14 protein-coding genes are annotated in these 17,808 nt (G+C 65.8%); 5 read left to right on the top strand and 9 right to left on the bottom strand.

Translation table 11 applies throughout. From position 1 onward, the window contains the following. Nucleotides 1-4: 4 nt before the first annotated feature. The 3 genes from AWB67_RS24785 to AWB67_RS24795 are packed head-to-tail and all read right to left on the bottom strand — an operon-like array spanning nucleotide 5 to nucleotide 3,546. On the bottom strand, nucleotides 5-1,006 hold the full coding sequence (locus AWB67_RS24785; protein WP_087658867.1) for a 4-hydroxythreonine-4-phosphate dehydrogenase PdxA: 1,002 nt from the start codon (nucleotides 1,004-1,006) through the stop codon (nucleotides 5-7). Nucleotides 1,007-1,028: 22 nt separating this feature from the next. Further along, nucleotides 1,029-2,327 (bottom strand): MFS transporter, encoded by a 1,299-nt coding sequence (locus AWB67_RS24790; RefSeq protein ID WP_235025296.1) that lies wholly within the window; start codon nucleotides 2,325-2,327, stop codon nucleotides 1,029-1,031. 43 nt (nucleotides 2,328-2,370) lie between these two features. Further along, a complete protein-coding gene (locus tag AWB67_RS24795) occupies nucleotides 2,371-3,546 on the bottom strand; it encodes an L-rhamnonate dehydratase (RefSeq protein ID WP_087658868.1) in 1,176 nt (391 codons plus the stop codon). 208 nt (nucleotides 3,547-3,754) lie between these two features. Here AWB67_RS24795 and AWB67_RS24800 point away from each other — a divergent pair, with 208 nt between their 5' ends. Further along, nucleotides 3,755-4,678 carry a LysR substrate-binding domain-containing protein gene (locus AWB67_RS24800; protein ID WP_087658869.1) on the top strand — a complete coding sequence of 308 codons (924 nt, stop codon included), beginning with the start codon at nucleotides 3,755-3,757 and terminating at the stop codon, nucleotides 4,676-4,678. Between the two features lie 6 nt (nucleotides 4,679-4,684). Here the strand turns inward: AWB67_RS24800 and AWB67_RS24805 are convergent, their stop codons facing one another. Further along, a complete protein-coding gene (locus AWB67_RS24805; protein WP_143328420.1) occupies nucleotides 4,685-6,001 on the bottom strand; it encodes an MFS transporter in 1,317 nt (438 codons plus the stop codon). Between the two features lie 235 nt (nucleotides 6,002-6,236). Here AWB67_RS24805 and nadE point away from each other — a divergent pair, with 235 nt between their 5' ends. Next, entirely contained in the window at nucleotides 6,237-7,076 is an 840-nt protein-coding gene (nadE, locus tag AWB67_RS24810; RefSeq protein WP_087658870.1) for an NAD(+) synthase, read from the top strand. Nucleotides 7,077-7,186: 110 nt separating this feature from the next. Beyond that, entirely contained in the window at nucleotides 7,187-7,909 is a 723-nt protein-coding gene (locus AWB67_RS24815) for a glycosyltransferase family 2 protein (RefSeq protein ID WP_087658893.1), read from the top strand. Between the two features lie 59 nt (nucleotides 7,910-7,968). On the opposite strand, the gene AWB67_RS24820 is transcribed toward AWB67_RS24815, so the two are convergent. Together AWB67_RS24820 and AWB67_RS24825 are read right to left on the bottom strand one after the other, a co-directional pair. Beyond that, nucleotides 7,969-8,925 (bottom strand): substrate-binding domain-containing protein, encoded by a 957-nt coding sequence (locus AWB67_RS24820; protein ID WP_087658871.1) that lies wholly within the window; start codon nucleotides 8,923-8,925, stop codon nucleotides 7,969-7,971. Nucleotides 8,926-9,027: 102 nt separating this feature from the next. Beyond that, entirely contained in the window at nucleotides 9,028-10,977 is a 1,950-nt protein-coding gene (locus AWB67_RS24825; RefSeq protein ID WP_087658872.1) for a sigma-54-dependent Fis family transcriptional regulator, read from the bottom strand. A 394-nt stretch (nucleotides 10,978-11,371) separates the two neighbouring features. Here AWB67_RS24825 and AWB67_RS24830 point away from each other — a divergent pair, with 394 nt between their 5' ends. After that, nucleotides 11,372-12,391, top strand: coding sequence for a transglutaminase-like domain-containing protein (locus tag AWB67_RS24830; protein WP_087658873.1), 1,020 nt, complete (start codon nucleotides 11,372-11,374; stop codon nucleotides 12,389-12,391). Between the two features lie 26 nt (nucleotides 12,392-12,417). Here the strand turns inward: AWB67_RS24830 and AWB67_RS24835 are convergent, their stop codons facing one another. From AWB67_RS24835 to AWB67_RS24845, 3 genes are all read right to left on the bottom strand, one after another. Then, on the bottom strand, nucleotides 12,418-13,038 hold the full coding sequence (locus AWB67_RS24835; protein ID WP_087658874.1) for a LysE family translocator: 621 nt from the start codon (nucleotides 13,036-13,038) through the stop codon (nucleotides 12,418-12,420). Nucleotides 13,039-13,075: 37 nt separating this feature from the next. Then, the gene (locus AWB67_RS24840; protein WP_087658875.1) at nucleotides 13,076-13,789 is read right to left on the bottom strand and encodes a YceH family protein; all 714 of its coding nucleotides are present in this window, start codon (nucleotides 13,787-13,789) and stop codon (nucleotides 13,076-13,078) included. 396 nt (nucleotides 13,790-14,185) lie between these two features. Next, nucleotides 14,186-15,844, bottom strand: a complete 1,659-nt coding sequence (locus AWB67_RS24845) for an NYN domain-containing protein (protein WP_087658876.1) — start codon at nucleotides 15,842-15,844, stop codon at nucleotides 14,186-14,188. A 309-nt stretch (nucleotides 15,845-16,153) separates the two neighbouring features. On the opposite strand from AWB67_RS24845, the gene AWB67_RS24850 reads away from it, so the two are divergent. Beyond that, on the top strand, nucleotides 16,154-17,755 hold the full coding sequence (locus AWB67_RS24850; protein WP_087658894.1) for a peptide chain release factor 3: 1,602 nt from the start codon (nucleotides 16,154-16,156) through the stop codon (nucleotides 17,753-17,755). Nucleotides 17,756-17,808: the final 53 nt, after the last annotated feature.

Consider the following 17,808-nt stretch of genomic DNA (forward strand, 5'->3'; position numbering starts at 1 on the left):
GGCGTCAGCGCAGCCGGGCGGACGCCATCTGCGTCACGATGTCAAACGCCTTTTGCGTCGCGCCGACGTCCGCGCGCCCCTCGCCGTGGATGTCGAACGCGGTGCCGTGCGCGGGCGTCGCGATCGGCACGGGCAAGCCGCCGTGCACCGTCACGCCGCGCCAGAAGCCCATCAGCTTCATCGCGATCTGGCCCTGGTCGTGATACATCGTGACGACGCCGTCGAACGCCTTCTGGTCGCGTGCGCGCACGAAGATCGTATCGGCGGGGAACGGGCCCAGCGCGTCGTAGCCGAGCTTCTGCGCCTCCTCGACGGCCGGCGCGATCACGTCGATTTCCTCGCGACCGAAAGCGCCGTTGTCGCCATTGTGCGGATTGAAGCCGCACACCGCGATGCGCGGCTTAGCGTTGCCCGCCCGCTTCAGGCCGTCGTGGATCAGCCGCACCGCGCCGATGATCCGCTCGGGCGTGAGTCTCGCGCTCACGTCCTTCAACGCGATGTGCGAAGTGACGCGCGACGTCCACAATTCATCGAGCACGTTGAACTCGCAGAAGCTGCCTTCGTAGCCGAGCTGGCGCGCGAACCATTCCATCTCGTCGCCGGTTTCCATGCCGGCCATGTGCAGCGACGTCTTGTTGACGGGGGCGAAGAGCATCGCCTGCGTGCGGTTCGCCTGGGTCAGCGCGAGCGCCTGCTTGAACGCTTCGAGGCTGTAACGGCCACCGCGCTCTGTCGATGCCGCGCGCTCGTAGGGCGCGTCGTCGGGCAGGCGGAAGTCGATGAGCGAGGGGACGCCGCTATCGGTCGCAGCGGCGTTCGCGTCATCGACGACGGTGTAGTCGAAGCGCTGGCCCGCGATCTCCATGCCGCGTTCGAGTTCGCGCCGGTCGCCGATGATCAGCAGATCGGCGCGCGCGCGATTTTCGGGCCGCGCGAGAAGCCGCGCGATCAGTTCGGGGCCGATGCCGGCCGGGTCGCCGAGGAGGACTGCAATGCGTGGTTTCATCGTGTTTGCCTTGATTCAGAGTTCAATGCGTACGGCGCAGATCGATCGCGATCGAGCCGACGATATAGACGAGCGCGCAAGCGCTGTAAAACTGCAGCACGACATCGAACGAGCCAGTGCGCTGCAGGATGAAGCCGGTGATCAACGGAATCGAAATCCCGCCAACGCTGCCCGCGCAATTCATGCACGCACCGAGCAATCCGACGCGCCGCGGACTCGCGAGCAGCGACGGCAGGCTCCAGTAGAGGCTGCCCCACATCAGCACGAAGGCGGCGCCGCACAGCACGGCGACGGCCATCACCGCCGACGTGATCGACGGCAACGTCCAGAATACGGCAAGCGTCGTGAGGCCGGAGACGGTGATCATGCCCTTCACCACCTTGCCGCGCGAGAAGCCGTGATTGCAGAGCGCGTCGCAGAGGAAGCCGCCCGCGAGCGAACCGAGCGCGCCCGAAAGAAAGATGAAGAACGTAGACGTGCCGATCTGCTGGAGGGAGAGGCCGCGGGCCTGCGTCAGGTAGCTCGGTCCCCACGTGAGCAAGCCGAAGAAGATCATTGCCCAGCTCATCCGGCCGACGCACATGGCGACCGCCGAGCGCACTGGGAACGCGGGTTCATCCTCGATGGCGCCAGCGCTAGCACTCGCAAGCGACGGCGCCCCACCGCGGATATGGTCCAGCTCCGCCGCGTTCACGCCGGGGTGCTTCGCCGGATCGTCGCGCAGGTAGCGCCACGCGAGCCAGCCGCACGCGATCGTCGCGAGCCCTGCCGCGATGAACGCCATGCGCCACGAGCCGAAAATCAGGATCAGGTTCGAGATCGCGAGGCCGCCGATCGCAGCGCCGAGCGGCGAGCCCGCGTCCATCAGCACAGCGCCGCGCGCCCGCTCATGTCGCGAGAGCCATAGCGCGTTGAGCTTGCTGCCGGCCGGAAAGAGCGGTGCTTCCGCGCCGCCGAGCCCGACACGCAGGAACAGCATCGACAGGCCGCCGGACGCGAAGCCGAGCAGCGTCTGGAACAGGCCCCAGAGCACGGTTGCACTCGCCACGACGCGGCGCGGCCCGAAGCGGTCGATCAGCCAGCCGCCCGGGATCTGCAACAGCGCATACGACCAGAAGAAGCTCGACAGGACGAGACCCTGCATCGCCGGCGACAGCGCGAACTCCTTCGCGATGGTGGGCATCGCGATCGAAAGCGAGATGCGGTCGACGAGATTCACCAGCGTGATGAGGAACACGACGCCGAAAATGCGCCATCGCACGCTGGTCGCACGTTCTGCGTGGACGCCGGGTGCGGCGCGTGCTTCCATTTGCGTTTGCATGACTGTCTCCTGATTATCGTGTTGTACGCGCAGGAAAAGCGCTCTATTCGATGATGTCGAAGTCGGCGAGATGCTTGTCTGAAAGGGTGATGCCGAGGCCCGGCGTCTCGTCCGAAAGTTGCAGATAGCCGTTCTCCGGCTGCGGCTCGCCGTCGAAGATGTAGTAGAAAAGCTCGTTGCCCACTTCGACGTCGAACACCGGGAAGAACTCGGACATCGGGCTTGCCGTGCTCGCCATCGTCAGGTGATAGTTGTGCATCTGGCCCGCGTGCGGGATCACCGGCACCGACCATGCCTCGGCCATCGCGTTGATCTTGCGCGCCGCCGTGATGCCGCCGACGCGGTTCGTGTCGTACTGGATCACGTCCACCGCGCGGCGTTCGAGCAGGTCCTTGAAGCCGTAGCTCGTGTATTCGTGTTCGCCGCCCGACACCGGGATGATGTTCATCTTCTTGAGTTCCTGATAACCCTCGACGTCATCACCGATCACGGGCTCCTCGATCCAGCGCGGATTGAACTCCGCGAGACGCGGCAGCATGCGGCGCGCGTATTCGAGCGTCCAGCCCATGTAGCACTCGAGCATGATGTCGATGTCGTCGCCCGCGAGTTCGCGCAGCAGGCGCACCTGTTCGAGGTTCTTCGCCATGCCCTTCGGACCGTCCTTCGGACCGTAGCCGAAGCGCATCTTGATCGCGGTGAAGCCCTGGTCGAGATAGCCTTGCGCCTCGCCGAGGAACGCGTCGCGGTCGTCGTTGTTGTAAAGCTTCGACGCGTAGCACCAGATCTTCTCTTTCGTGCGGCCGCCGAGCAGCTTGAACACCGGCTTCTTCGCGGCCTTGCCCATGATGTCCCACAGGGCGATATCGACCGCCGAGATCGCCGCCATGCCGATGCCCTTGCGACCCCAAGCGAGCGTGCGGCGATACATCTTCTGCCAGATGTATTCGTTGTCGAACGGGTCTTCGCCGATCGCGATCGGCGTCAGGTATTCGTCGACGATCTGCTTCGCGATGCGTGGCGCGAGCGCGCAATTGCCGATGCCGATCGTGCCGTCGTCGCATTCGATTTCGACGACGAGCCAGCCGTGAAAGCGGAACGAGCCCATCGCATCGCCGCGTTCATAGAGGATGTCGACGGCGTTCGTGCAAAAGTGCGCCTGCGGCGGCACGACCTTGCCTTTCCATTCGTAGACGCGCGTGCGGACGTGCTTGATCTTCATGTTCGTTCTCTCCTCGGTGATGGGCGGTATGCGTGTGGGAGCGCTGCGCGAAGGCTCGCGCCGCTGGATTGTGTGACGTTGTCTCCTGCCTGCAGGCTTCCCCTGGCGGGAGCCGTGCGTCGTTTTGATAGCTCGTAGTGTGCGAAAATATGCGATAACTGACCATTGAATAATTCGAATCGCTCGATTCCCTGGAGTTATCGCTCGAATGATCGCGCCCGCTTCAAGCATCCGCAAACGCCTGCGCCTGCGCCATCTGCAATTGATGGTCGCGCTTTCCGAAACCGAATCGCTTAGAAGCGCCGCCGACGAACTCGCGATGACGCAGCCCGCCGCGACGAAAGCCCTGAAGGAACTGGAGGACACGGTCGGCGTGTCGCTCTTCGTGCGGCACGCGCGCGGCATGGAGCCGACCATCTACGGCGAAGCGGTGATGCGCTATGCGCGCGTCGTGTTCGAGGATCTCGACGAACTGCGCGAGGAGCTTGCCGCGATCGAGGCCGGCGATATCGGCAAGGTGCGCATCGGCGCGGTGATGGCGCCCGCGCCGGATCTGCTGACGCGGGTGATCGTCGGGTTGAAGGAGGCGCATCCGCGGCTGCAGATCAGCGTGCAGATCGATACGAGCGACGTGCTCGTGCAGGCGTTGCAGCAGGATCAACTGGATATCGTGGTCGGGCGCATTCCGTATGGGTTTCCCGCGCTCGATCTGAGCTTCGAGACGTTGTCGGAGGAGGCGCTGTCGATCGTCGCGCGGCCGGATCATCCGGTGGCGGGCGCAGCGGTGCGGCCGAAACTTGCTGATCTCGCGCATTATCCGTGGATCGTGCAGCCGCATCCGAGCCCGATGCGGCAGGTCATCGATCAGACCTTTCGCGAGTCGCGCGTCGCGCCGCCGGTGAGCACGGTGGAGACCTCGTCGATCCTCACCACGCTCTCGCTTTTGCGCGACTCGGACATGCTCGCCGTGCTGCCGAGTTCGGTCGCGCAGTACTACGCGGCGCTCGACACGATCGTGTCGCTGCCCACGCCGCTGCGCGGGCGGCTCGCGCCGTACGGGCTGATCCTGCGCAAGAACCGCCGGATTACGCCGGCGACACAGCTCGTCATCGATGCGATACGGGCGGCTTGAAACACGTCAATGACCGAGCCGTTCCGCGAGTTCGAGGTCCGGCTCGCGCGCGACCTCCGTCGACCCGATACCCGGATCGAGCGGAATATCCGGCCGCATGAAGAACGTCATCCCGATGCCGATCGCGAGCAGACCGAGCGAGCCGGCGAACGGCAGCGTCCAGCTTCCCGTGTGATCGACGACGAAGCCGAACACGATCGGCGAGAAGATGCCCGCGATGGCCGATCCCGCATTGACGAGCCCGCTTGCGATGCCGACGTGCTTCGGCGTGACGTCCATCGGCACGGCCCAGATCGGGCCGATCGTCATCTCTAGGAAGAAGAACGACAGGCTCATCGACGCCGCCATGATCGGCAGCGACTTCACGAACAACACGGGCGCGAGGAACACGAGCGCGCCGAGGAACGCGACGATGATCATGTTGCGCCGCGCCTTCACCACGCTGCCCGTGCGCCTGAGGATGCGGTCGCTCAGCACGCCGCCCGCCGTGTTGCCGACCACGCCCGAGAGAAACACGCCCGCTGAAAACAGCGCCGAGCTCTTGAGGTCGAGGCCGCGTCCGTGCATGAAGAAGGTCGGCAGCCAGGTGAAGAACAACCAGCCGGTCCAGCCGTAGCAGAAGTAGACGATCATCGTCGGCCCGATGCGCTTGAGGAGCCGCTTCCACGGTGTCGGCTCGCGCGTCTTTTCGATCACGACCTTGCCCGCGGGCGGCAATTCCGCTTCCTCATCGGCGGTCATGTGGCGATGCTTGCGCGGATTGTCGGCGAAGTACCACGCGTAGACGACGACCCACACCGCCGTCAGCACGCCGACGAGAATGAACGACGCGCGCCACGAAGCGAACGCGACGATCAGCGCGATCAGCGGCGGCGTGACCGCGTTGCCGAGCCGCGAGAACGAATGCGTGAGGCCCTGCACGAAGCCGCGCTTGCTCGCGGGGAACCAATTCGTGAGCGCTCGGGCCTGTGCGGGCAGCGCCGCGCCCTCGCCTACGCCGAGCAGCATGCGCGCGCAGAAGAGCGACACGACGCCGCCCGCGAAACCGGTCGCGACCGTCGCGACGATCCAGATCGATGCGCAGACCATCAGCGTCACCTTCGCGCCGAAGCGGTCGCTGACCCAGCCGCCGATCACCTGGCAGATCGCGTAGGTGTAGGCGAATGCCGCGAACACGAGGCCGACGTCGGTATTGGTGAGATGCAGGTCGTCGCGGATCACGCCGGCCGCCGCCGACAGGTTTACGCGATCCAGGTACATGATGAACGACATCGCGCACATGATCGCGAGTATCGAACGGCTGACCTTCGGTCGTCGGAACATCGTCTCCTCCTTGCGCCTCGGGGCGCTTGTTGATCTTCGATCTGGTCAAACGTCGTAGGGAAGGGACCGAAAATCCCGCTCCGTGGAGGCAAAGTCTCTTCAATTCAGCGATATCCGTCTATTGAATTTACTTGATGGGGCGATTCGCTGTGGTTATCGCTCGGGGGTCCGCGATGTGCGTTTGCCTGCCTCGCGGATTACCATGACGCATCGCGACATGTGAAGGCCGTGCCTCATGACTCCCTCCTCCGAGAACCTTGCCCGACAGTGCGCGATCATCGAAGCGTTGCGCGTCTCGACTGACTTCGACGCCGAGACCGAACGCGAGCGCCGCGTGCGTTTTCTCGCCGATTACCTCGCGTCGCAGAACCTGCGCGCTTATGTGCTCGGCATCAGCGGCGGTGTCGATTCGAGCGCGGCGGGGCGGCTCGCGCAACTCGCCGTCGAGCGGCTGCGCACGGGCGGCTACGATGCGCGCTTCGTCGCGATGCGCCTGCCCTACAGCGAGCAGCGCGACGAAAGCGACGCGCAGCGCGCACTCGCGTTCATCCGGCCGGACGAGACGCTCGTGGTCGACGTGAAGCCGACGTCGGACGGCATGCTTGCTTCGCTGCTGGAAGGTGGCTTGTCTTTCATCGACGACGCCAGCCAGGACTTCGTGCTCGGCAACATCAAGGCGCGCCAGCGGATGATCGCGCAATACGCGGCGGCGTCGGCGCGGCGCGGGTTGGTGATCGGTACGGATCACGCGGCGGAATCGGTGATGGGCTTTTTCACGAAGTTCGGCGATGGCGGCGCGGATCTCCTGCCGCTCTACGGGCTGAACAAGCGGCGCGTGCGGGCGCTCGCCGCGCACATGGGCGCCGACGAAGCGATTTGGCGCAAGGTGCCGACCGCCGATCTCGAAACGCTCACGCCGCAAAAGCCCGACGAGGACAGTTACGGCATCGCGTACGAAGACATCGACGATTTTCTCGAAGGCAAGCCGGTCAGCGACGAGGTCTACGCGACGATCTTTCGCTTCTACGATTCGACGCGACACAAGCGCGCCCTGCCAGTAACCATTTACGGATGATCGGGCGTTCGGGTCTGCAGATTGCGGTCGAGGTGAACTACTCTCGCCGAGACGCATATGACTGATCCTTGCCGCCCCGCACTACGCTCGACTGTTTCAAAGGCCTGAGCGTGCTCGCCATTGTCATCCCCGCGCATAACGAGGCCGCCTGCATCGGCGCGTGTCTTGCGGCTGCTCGAGCGGCGGCGACTCATCACGCGCTGCTGGGCGAGGCCTCGCGCGTGATCGTCGTGTCCGACGCCTGCACCGACGACACCAGCGCCCTCTCACGCGCGGCAGGCGCGGATACTCTGGAAGTGGCGACGCGCAATGTCGGTTTTGCCCGCGCCGAAGGGGCACGCTTCGCGCTCGCGCTCGGCGCGCGCTGGCTCGCCTTCACCGACGCCGACAGCCTCGTCGCGCCCGACTGGCTCGCCAAGCAGCTCGAATGCGCGTCGGATGCTGTATGCGGCGTGGTGAGCGTCGAGGATTGGGGTTGCCATCATCCGCAGGTCAGCGAGCAGCTTCGCGAGCACTTCGCGCTCAGCTATTCCCGCGAAGATGGCCATCGCCACGTGCACGGCGCGAACTTCGGCGTGTCGTCGGAAGCGTATTTGCGCGCGGGGGGGTTCGCCGCGATGCACAGCGGCGAGGACTCGGCGCTCGTCGCCGCGCTGATCGCGAGCGGCGCAAGCGTCGCGTGGAGCGTCGGGCCGCGCGTGGTGACGAGTTCACGCACCGACTTCAGGGCGCCCGGCGGCTTCGGCGCGATTTTGCTCGATGTCACGCGGTCGTATGAGGCGGGGGAGCCGGTTGGTGGGTTAAGTCGGCAAGATTTGCCGTTGTTGCGGTGAGCTGGATCGATTGTGCAACGGGTTGCTGCACGAATTCCGGTGCGCACTTTCGCCTCAGTTCATCGCCCCGTCACCAACTCCAGCGGCGTCGCGATGTAAGGCGACAAATCCCGCTGTTTCCTCCCTTCCGCTAACGCTTTCAACGCGACGTCGATCCCGAAAACCGCCTGCTTCGCCGCAAACTGCTCGACGGTCGCGAGCACCGATCCATCCGCGAGCAACGGGCGAACCTGATCGATATTGTTGTACCCCGTCACATAGACCCTTCCCTTCTTCCCCATCGCCCGCACGACCGCCGCCGCCCCGATCGCGATATTGTCGTTCGCGCACAGCAGCGCGCGGATCTCCGGATGCGCGTTCAGCATCGCCAGCCCGTGCACCCGGCCGCTGCCGACGCTCCAGTCGCCCGACTCGACCGCGACGATCCGCACCCCCGCCGCCTCCAGCGCCTCCCGGAACCCCACCGTACGGTCCCTCGAATTGCGATCGGCGGCAGCGCCTTCGATGACCCCGACCTCGTCCCCACGCGTCAGCCGCTGCGCCAGATACTGCGCCACGAGCCGCGCGCCCCGGCGGCTATCGGGCCCGACAAACGGAATGGATACGTTCGCCGCGTCTTGCGCGGCATCGTCGAAAGGATTGTCGATCGCGATCACGATGATCCCCGCCGCGATCGCCTTCGCGACGACCGGGACGATCGCGGTCGAGTCCGTCGGCGCGATGACGATCGCGTTCGTCTTCGCGCCAATCAACTCATCGACGATACGAATTTGCTGCGCCGTGCCGCCTTCCGTCGCGGTACCGCTCGCCGTGAGGTCGAGTTGCGACGCGTAGTGGCGCTGGTAGTTCTTCGCGCCATCGAGCATCGCGACCACGAACGGATCGTCGAGCGACTTCATGACGAGGGCGACGTCGAACTTGCGGTCGGCAAACGCTCGGGCGCGCGGCACGATACCGATCCCGAGCGCCGCGATGGCAGACGCGGCGAGCACGCGGCGGCGAAGAATGCATGTCATGTGGGGGCCGTATTGTCGTACTTCGCCTGCCAGACGCAAAAGCTCACTGTCCCACCCCGCAACAGCGGTGTTCCATTCTGCAACAGCAGTGCAACACCCGCGTCAGGCGTCCCCATCGCCCGCCGGCCGCCCGGCCGAGACCCTGCGATAAATCGTATTGCGCGAGATTCCCAGCGTGCGCGCCGCCGCCGACACGTTGCCGTGGTGCTTCGCCAGCGCCGCCGTGATCGCGGCGGCGGTGAACGCGTGAAGGTCCGAATCGGCGGCGACGGGCGTCGTCGCGCAAGTTTCCGCAGACGCGGCGACCCGTCCCCGGTCGATGTCGTCGAGAAAATCGTCGGGCAGGTGTTCGATGCGAATTTCGCCGTCCGCATCGACCATTGCGGCTGCCGTGCGCAGCAGGTTGCCGAGCTGCCGGAAATTGCCCGGCCAGCGGCATTGCTCGAAAAGACGCATCACGTCGGGCGCAATCGACAAAGGCGCGCCGCACGACTCCGTTTGCAGCATCCGCTCGACCACGGCGTGCAAATCGGAGCGTTCGCGCAGCGGCGGCAGCTTCACGACGAGTCCGTTCAGCCTGTAATACAGGTCCTCGCGGAACCGGTTCGCGGCGATCATTTCGCGCAAGTCGCAATGCGTCGCGCAGATGATCGCGATATCGACCGGTATTGATTTCGCCGACCCGAGCGGATTCACGAGCCGTTCCTGCAACACGCGCAGCAGGCGCACTTGCAGCGGATACGGCATGTCGCCGATTTCATCGAGAAAGAGCGTGCCGCCGTTTGCCTGTAAGAGCTTGCCGGTCGCGCCCTTGCGCCGCGCGCCCGTAAAGGCGCCTTCCTCGTAGCCGAAAAGCTCGGATTCGATCAGCGTCTCCGGAATCGACGCGCAATTCACCGCGACGAACGACCCCGACGCACGCGGCGAATCGTGGTGGATCGCCTGCGCGAGCAACTCCTTGCCGGTGCCGGTTTCGCCGGAAATCAGGATCGGGATGTCGCGGTCGATCACCTTGCGGACCTTCGCGATCACCGCCGCGACGCGCGCGTCGCCGGTATCGAGCCGGGCGAGGCCGCCACCTTTCACACTGCTCGCAGGCGCCGATGCAGCCGGACGCGGCGCGGCTTGCGGCGCGCGCACCGTGGCGCCCGAGGCCACCGTTTCGCGCCGATACTCGACGTTCGCGCTGACGACGATCCCGTCGGGGAGGCACAACGAGATGGGCCGGCCGTGGCTGCTGCGCATGCGGTCGATCAGTTGCGACACAGTCGTGCCAAACAGCGACGACATCGTGTGCGCGCGCAGCGCCGCGAGCGGCAGGCCGAGCTGGAACTGCGCGCTGCGATTCGCCGACAGGAACCGCCCGTCGCACGTGAACGCGACCATGCCTTCCATCAGCGTGCCGAGAAACTCGGCGCGTCCGTGAAAACCGATGCGCAGCGTTTCCCCGAACGTGCTCGCGAACAGATGGTTTTCGATCATTTGCACCGACATTTTCGCGAGCGCCATCGTGTGCTGGTGATAGCTGCGGTGATCGCCGGTCACGTCGAGCACGCCGATCAGCTCGCCGTACGGATCGAGGATCGGCACGCTGGAGCAGGTCAGGAAGCGGTTCGCGGCGAGGTAATGCTGCTCGCCGTGCACGACCATCGGGCTCCGTTCGGCGATTGCCGTGCCGATCGCGTTCGTGCCCTGCCGGTCCTCGGCCCAGTTGGCGCCCGGCCGCAGCGCGACTTTCTCGGCGCGGCGCAAGAATTCGTCGTCGCCTGTGGAATGCAGGACGAGCCCTTGCGCATCTGTCAGCACGATCATGCTTTGCGTGTTGACGATCTGCTCCTGCAACGTCGCCATCACGGGCAGCGCGTGCACGCAGAGCACGCGGTTCTGCTCGAGCTTCAGGCTCAGCTCGGCGATGGGCAGGATATCGTAGTCGGGCGCGCCGGACGTCGTCAGCCCGAAGGCCTCCGAGCGCTGATGCGATGTGCAGATCAAAGGCGCAAGCCACGCGGACTCACCCAGCGCGGCGACGTGATGGCCGGCATCGTTATGCATTGTCTCCTCCAGCTTTCTGGATTTCGGTCTGGCGCCAAAATCGTCTGAAAGCAATCAAAAGCAAGTTGCACGCCATCGGGCGGTGGGTGCGGTCGGGCTTTGGCTCGTCTTGCGTGGGGATTGCGTTGTGCTCGAGGCAGTGTAGCGCGCCGGGTGGGATGGCGCGATCGGGGTAAAAACCCGTCAGCGCGTGTCGGCGCGCCGCCAACAGTCGGCGGTGAGTGTTGGCACAGGCACGCCACATTCGGTCTGCACCGATTTTCCAGCGAACCTGAATACTGAGCAAAATCAATCGCTTACGGATCGTCACTAAATTGGCACGGCCTGTGCACTGTCTGTCGCAAGCCGGCCTTATGTCTGAATCGCACCGGCAGCCATATCGCCGGGAGTTCACATGCCGCTTGCTCGACTGTTCCGCTGTTTGCTCCTGCTCCTGCCCCTGGCCGCGCCCCTTACGGCAAACGCGACGGCGGCGCACAGCGAATCGTCTGCAAGTCCGCTGGAAGTCGGCATCCGCCGCCTGAATGCCGCCACCTGGTGGGAAGCGAACCGCAAGATCCGCCCGGAACTTGCGCAAGTCGGCGACATGATGTTTCTCCTGCCCCTCGCCGATGAAAAACTCCAGCCGTCATCCGATGCCATCGGCCGCGTGCAGCGCCTGCGCGATGCGCTGCGCACGCATCTGACGCGGCGCCCCGCTGGCTGGAATCTGCTCGTCGCGCAAGTCCGTGATCAGCGCGCAAAAGCCGGCGACGCCGCCGCGGCGCTGCTCGCAAATTCGCTGATCAACGAGATGCGCTACCGCGACGGCACCGACGGCACGTACTACGCGCCAGCGCGCTTTTTTGCGGAAAGCGGCGTGTGCAAGGATTTCGCGGTCGCGAAGTATTTGCTGCTGCGCGATGCGGGCGTCGAGATCGCCCGGCTGCGGCTCGTGTCGCTCGCGCCGCGCTACAACAACACGCCGGACGACTGGCATGTGATCCTCGTCGTCCAGGCCGAAGGGCAGAGCGAGCCGCTCGCGCTTGATTCGCCGTCGTCGGCGCCTGCCCGGCGTCCCGGCGAAGCGAGCGCGGAAAGCGGCCCGTCGGCGCTGCTCGGCGCGATCCTCGCCGGCCGCAAGCCCGCCGATGCCGTGTTGCGCGCGCCGTCGGGTCCCCTGCTCGCAACGCTAAGCCGCTCGGGCCAGGCCGAACGCCCGCTCGCGACGGTGTTCAACGAGCAAGGTAGCCGCTCCTTCGAACGCGATGCCCCCGGCGCCGCGCCCCGGCCTTCGGGTGCGGCGCGCAACGCCCGCCCGACGTATGTCGATGGCCTGGGCCAGCCGTGGCGCGTGGACGGTTCCGGCACATTCCCGAAGTGGCGCGTCGCCACCGACGGTAACCCGACGCTCCTGCGCGTGGCGTCACGCTGATCGCGCTGATCGCGCTAATCGCGCCCTCAGACCGAGCGACGGATCTCCGCCACGCCGAACGCCGCGAGCGCGAACCCCGCGACCCGGTCGATCAGACGCCGCACGCGCGCGCCGAGCGCATGGCGCGCGCCCGACACCATCGCGACCAGCACGCACCACCACGCGATCGAGCCGCAGAACACGCCGAGCACCGTCGTCAGCGCGATGCCGGACGAGAACGGCCCGCGCGGCGCAAGTGTCGCGAACAGGGCGGCGAACATGATGATCGTCTGCGGATTGGTGAGCGTGAGCAACAGCGAGCTGGCGAACGCGCGCGCCGTGCCGGCGGACGCGCCGTTCACGGCGGCGGCATCGTCGGCGGGTTTTTGCAGGAACGTGCGGATGCCCAGATAAAGCAGAAAGAGCCCCGCGACGAGATGCAGCGGCTTGTCGTAGGCGAGCATGAATTGCGAGACGCTGACCATCCCGAGCGCGGCGACGAGCCCGTAGATCGCATCGCCGCACGCGATGCCGAAGCCGATCGCAAGCCCCGCGCGCGGCCCTTCGGCGAGCGTGCGGCGGATGCACAGCATGCCCATCGGTCCGACGGGCGCGGCGACTGCGAGCCCGACGCCCGCAGCGGTGAAAAAGAGACCTGCACCGGGCATGGGCGCTCCTGATAGTTCTTATTGATGATCGCGGCGCTCAGGCCGCGTCCGGCTCGATGCCGAGTTCCTTCGCCATCCGCTCGACCATCGCCTGCAAGCGGTCCATTTTCGCGGAAAGCTGCTTCTGCTCGCTGCGCAGTGCATCGATTTCTGCGAACGAAGCGGCGGCATCGTCGGAAGAGGATGAAGCCGAAGCGGCGGCGCGTTCGCGCAGTTCCTCGATGTTCACCTCGCCGCACAGCAGATGCATCCAGCGGCTCTCGCGCTCGCCCGGCACGCGCGGTAGCTTGATCACGTACGGCGGCTCGCGCTCGGCGAGTTCGTCGAGAAAGCTCTCGACCGACGAGACATCGGCGAAACCGTGCAGGCGCGTCGTAGCGGTGCGCAGTTCGGCGGCCGTCTGCGGGCCGCGCAGCAGCAGCGCCGTGAGCAGCGCGACCGCCTGGCTCGGCACGCCGAGCACGCGGCCCATGTTGTGCTCGAAGCGCGGCACGCGGCTGCTGCTGCCTTCCAGCACGAGGCTCACACGCTTGAGACTGTCGATGGCGGCGACCACGTCGCTCTCGGTCACGTTCATCACGGGCGAACGCGCCGTCTTCTGGTTGCAGCCGGACGTCAGCGAGTTCAGCGAGAGCGGATAGGTATCGGGGACGGTGAGCTGCTTCTCGACCAGCACCCCGACGACGCGCCCTTCGAGCGGTGTCAGCGGGCGGATCGCGCGGGGGGAATAAGTGTCGGCGGTGGAGTTCATGTCGGTTCGATACGGGCGGGGCTGCGGGCTAATATGATAGCCGTCGCAGACGGGAAAGCGGCTCTGGAAAGTACCGGGTTGGGCGATTGGATGTGCGGCGGATCGATGGTCTGCTTCTTCGTGGCTTGGTCGTCTGATACCGCGTCGCGTTGCGCGGGTTGTGGCCGCACGCGATGCTCGGAGGGTCTGCCTCGCCGGGACCCGCGTCCGTCGCGCTGGATGCGGCGTCGCGCGATGCCGGAAGGCCCAGCGCCGAGGCAAATCAGCCCCCGGCGCGACGAAGTTCATGCAGAAGCCCTTTTCCGCCCGGGATTACGCCGAGCCACCAGTGAACCTCAGGACTCCGCCCTTGGCCGTCGAGGGCGCCATTCGGCGCGGGGGCGGCAACGTCGCCGATCAGTGCTCGGTGCCCGATGCCGTCGTTTTCCGCGGCCGACGCGCACGCGACGCCGATTTGCGCGCGGGCTTGGCGGCTTGCGCAGGGGCGGCGTCGGCGTCGCTGGACTGCGGCACTTCGGCTGCCGCCGAAGCGGATGCGGCCGGCTGTGCCGCCGCGTCCGGTGCGTGCGACGTCTCGTCCGAGCGCGCGGCGGCCTTTTTCGCCGCCGTCTTGCGTCCACGACGCGCCGCCGCTGGTTTCTTCGCCTTCTTCGGCTCCTCGGCGGGTCCCGCTTCTCCCGGCGACACCTCCCGTTCCTCGCCCTCCTGCGCAGCAAACACCCAACGCTCGTCGGCCTGCGCTACCTGAGGCTCTTCCTCTTGCTCCTCGAAAACCCAAGGCTCCGCACGCGCAACCCGAGGCTCTTCTTCCGCCGCGAAGACCCAAGGCTCCTCCGTCTCCGGTTCGGGCAGATCGGTCCAAGCCTGCATCGTGTCGGTTTCATCTACTGGCTGGGGCGTATCACTCTCAGCCGCGACCGGCTCTGGAACGACCTTCGCCTGCTGCCGCCCATCCCGCCCCTTGCGCCGATTACCGCGCTGTTCTGCTTGCGGCTGCGCGCCGCCCTCGTCTTCGAACGTCGCGGCCCTCGGTGCTTCCGTGTTCCCATCGCGCCCGTTTCGCCGATTACCGCGCTGCTCCTGCGCACCGCCCTCGTCCTCCGCCCGGGGCACGTCCGCCCGCCCGCCGCGCCCTTTCCGCCGATTCCCGCCCTGCTCCGCCCTCGCCGCCGCGGCATCCTCGACATCCGCAGCCGCCTGGCGCGCCGGCTCCGTTCCGCCCCCGCGATAGACGAAAGCGCCCGACTTCTCATCCCGCCCCACTTCGAGCAGCCCGCGCGCCTGCGCCTCGTCGAGCAGATTCCCGAATGCACGGAAGCCAAAATACGATTCGCTGAAATCCGGCTTGCGCCGCTTGATCGCGCTCTTGAGCACCGACGCCCAGATCTTCCCGCTCTCGCCGCGCTCCGACGCGAGCGCGTCATACGTCTCGACGGCGATCGCGATCGCCTGCGCCTTGCGTGCTTCGATCTCGTGCTTCTGCTGGCGGTTTTCGTCGCCGGTGCGCTTGGCGCGCGCGTTCGCATCGCTGGCTTCGCGCGCCGCGCTCGCCTCGCGTTTGGCGATCGCGCGCTGCTGCTCGCGCACGAGGTCGTCGTAGAAGATGAATTCGTCGCAATTGGCGACGAGCAGATCGGACGTCGAATTCTTCACGCCCACGCCGATCACCTTCTTCGCGTTCTCGCGCAGCTTCGAGACGAGCGGCGAGAAATCCGAATCCCCGCTGATGATGACGAACGTATCGACGTGCGACTTCGTGTAACAAAGATCGAGCGCATCGACGACGAGCCGGATATCCGCCGAATTCTTCCCCGATTGACGCACGTGCGGAATCTCGATCAGCTCGAAACTCGCCTCGTGCATCGACGCCTTGAAGGTCTTGTAGCGATCCCAGTCGCAATAGGCTTTCTTCACAACGATGCTGCCCTTCAGCAGCAGCCGCTCCAGCACTGGCTTGATGTCGAATTTGTCGTACTTCGCGTCGCGCACGCCGAGCGCCACGTTTTCGAAGTCGCAAAACAGCGCCATGCTGACGCTTTCCTGAGGTGAGGGCATGAGTTCTCCAGCCGTGGGCCGCGCTGCCGCCGCAAGTGCCCGATTTGTGTCTGCGCCATGCGCCGCACGGATCGAACCCGGGCGCCGCGCATCTTGAAATTGCGCTCATGATAGCCCCTTGCGCATGTCGCGCTGAGCGGGCGCCGCGTCGGTGGAGCGGTGATGACGTGTATCATCGCGTCCATCCCGCATTTTTTCCGCCTTTTCCGCGCGTCGCGCGGCGGCCTTCGCGTGTTTGCTCCGCACCGGGCAGCGAGCCTGCCTCGCGCGAGCGCGCCGGGCGGACGAACCCACGTTTTCATCGACACCATGCCAGTCTCCGAACTCAAACGGCGCCGCACGTTCGCGGTCATTTCCCACCCCGACGCGGGCAAGACGACGCTCACCGAAAAACTGCTGCTGTTTTCGGGCGCGATCCAGATCGCCGGCACCGTGAAGGGCCGCAAGAGCAATCGTTACGCGACCTCCGACTGGATGGACATCGAAAAGCAGCGCGGCATTTCGGTCGCGAGCTCGGTGATGCAGTTCGAATACGGCGGGGCCGTCATCAACCTGCTCGACACCCCGGGCCACGAGGACTTTTCGGAAGACACCTATCGCGTACTGACGGCCGTCGATGCCGCCGTGATGGTGATCGACGGCGCGAACGGCGTCGAAGCGCAGACGCTCAAGCTGCTCGAAGTCTGCCGAGCGCGCCGCACGCCGATTCTCACGTTCATCAACAAGCTCGACCGCGAAGTGCGCCAGCCGCTCGAACTGCTCGACGAAATCGAGCAGCATCTGGGCGTCGCCGCCGTCCCGTTCACCTGGCCGATCGGCATGGGCAAAGACTTCCAGGGCGTCTACGACATCCAGCGCGATCAGGTGCGTCTGTTCCGTCCGGGCCAGGACAAGGCCGGCGGGGAAGTCGAAACCCTGCAGGCGCTCGGCGACGAAGAGGGCGAACGCCGCTTCGGCCCGGCCTGGGCGCGGGCGAAGGAAGAAATCGACCTGATTACGGGCGCCACGCACGCGCTCGATCGCGCGGCATTTCTCCAGGGCCAGCAGTCGCCGGTGCTGTTCGGCTCGGCAATCAACAATTTCGGCGTGAAGGAGATTCTCGACGCGCTCGTCGACCTCGCGCCGCCGCCGTCGATGCGCATGACCGTCCAGCGTCCGGTGCTGCCGGAAGAGCCGAAGTTCACGGGCGTCGTGTTCAAGGTGCAGGCGAACATGGATCTGGCGCACCGTGACCGCGTCGCGTTCATCCGCGTGTGTTCGGGCCGCTTCGAGCGCGGCATGGCGCTGAAAGTGACGCGCTCGGGCAAGACTTTTCGCGCGAATAACGTGGTGACGTTCCTGTCGCAGCGGCGCGAGACGGTGAGCGAGGCGTATCCGGGCGACATCATCGGCATCCCCAATCACGGCACGCTGCGCCTGGGCGATACGCTCACCGAAGGCGAGGAACTCCAGTTCACCGGCCTGCCGTTCTTCGCGCCGGAAATCTTCCAGACGGTGGAAGTCGTCGATCCGATGCGCGCGAAGCAACTCGGCGAGGCGCTCAACCAGTTCGGCGACGAAGGCGCGATCCAGGTGTTTCGCCCGGTGCTCGGCGGCTCGATCATTCTCGGCGCGGTCGGGCAGTTGCAGTTCGAAGTCGTGTCGCATCGGCTCGCGGCTGAATACAAGGTCGACGTGCGGATCATGCCGGCGCGTTATCGGATGTCCCGCTGGGTGACCTGCGACGACGCCGCCGAGCTGCGCCGCTTCACTGATGCGTATTCGGCGCGCATCGCGCTGGATGCATCGAATGCGCCGACCTACCTTGCGTCGCATATCTCGGAAATCGAGGTCGCGCAGAAGGCGTGGCCGAAGATCGTGTTCAACGAGTTGCGCGAGCACTCGGGCGCGCCGTTCCGCAAGGCGATGTAAGAGACTCGTTCACCGGAAAAACGGGGGAAGCGGCTAGGAAAGCGCTTCCCCCG

This window comes from Caballeronia terrestris (assembly GCF_001544515.1).
Lineage (GTDB): Bacteria > Pseudomonadota > Gammaproteobacteria > Burkholderiales > Burkholderiaceae > Caballeronia > Caballeronia terrestris.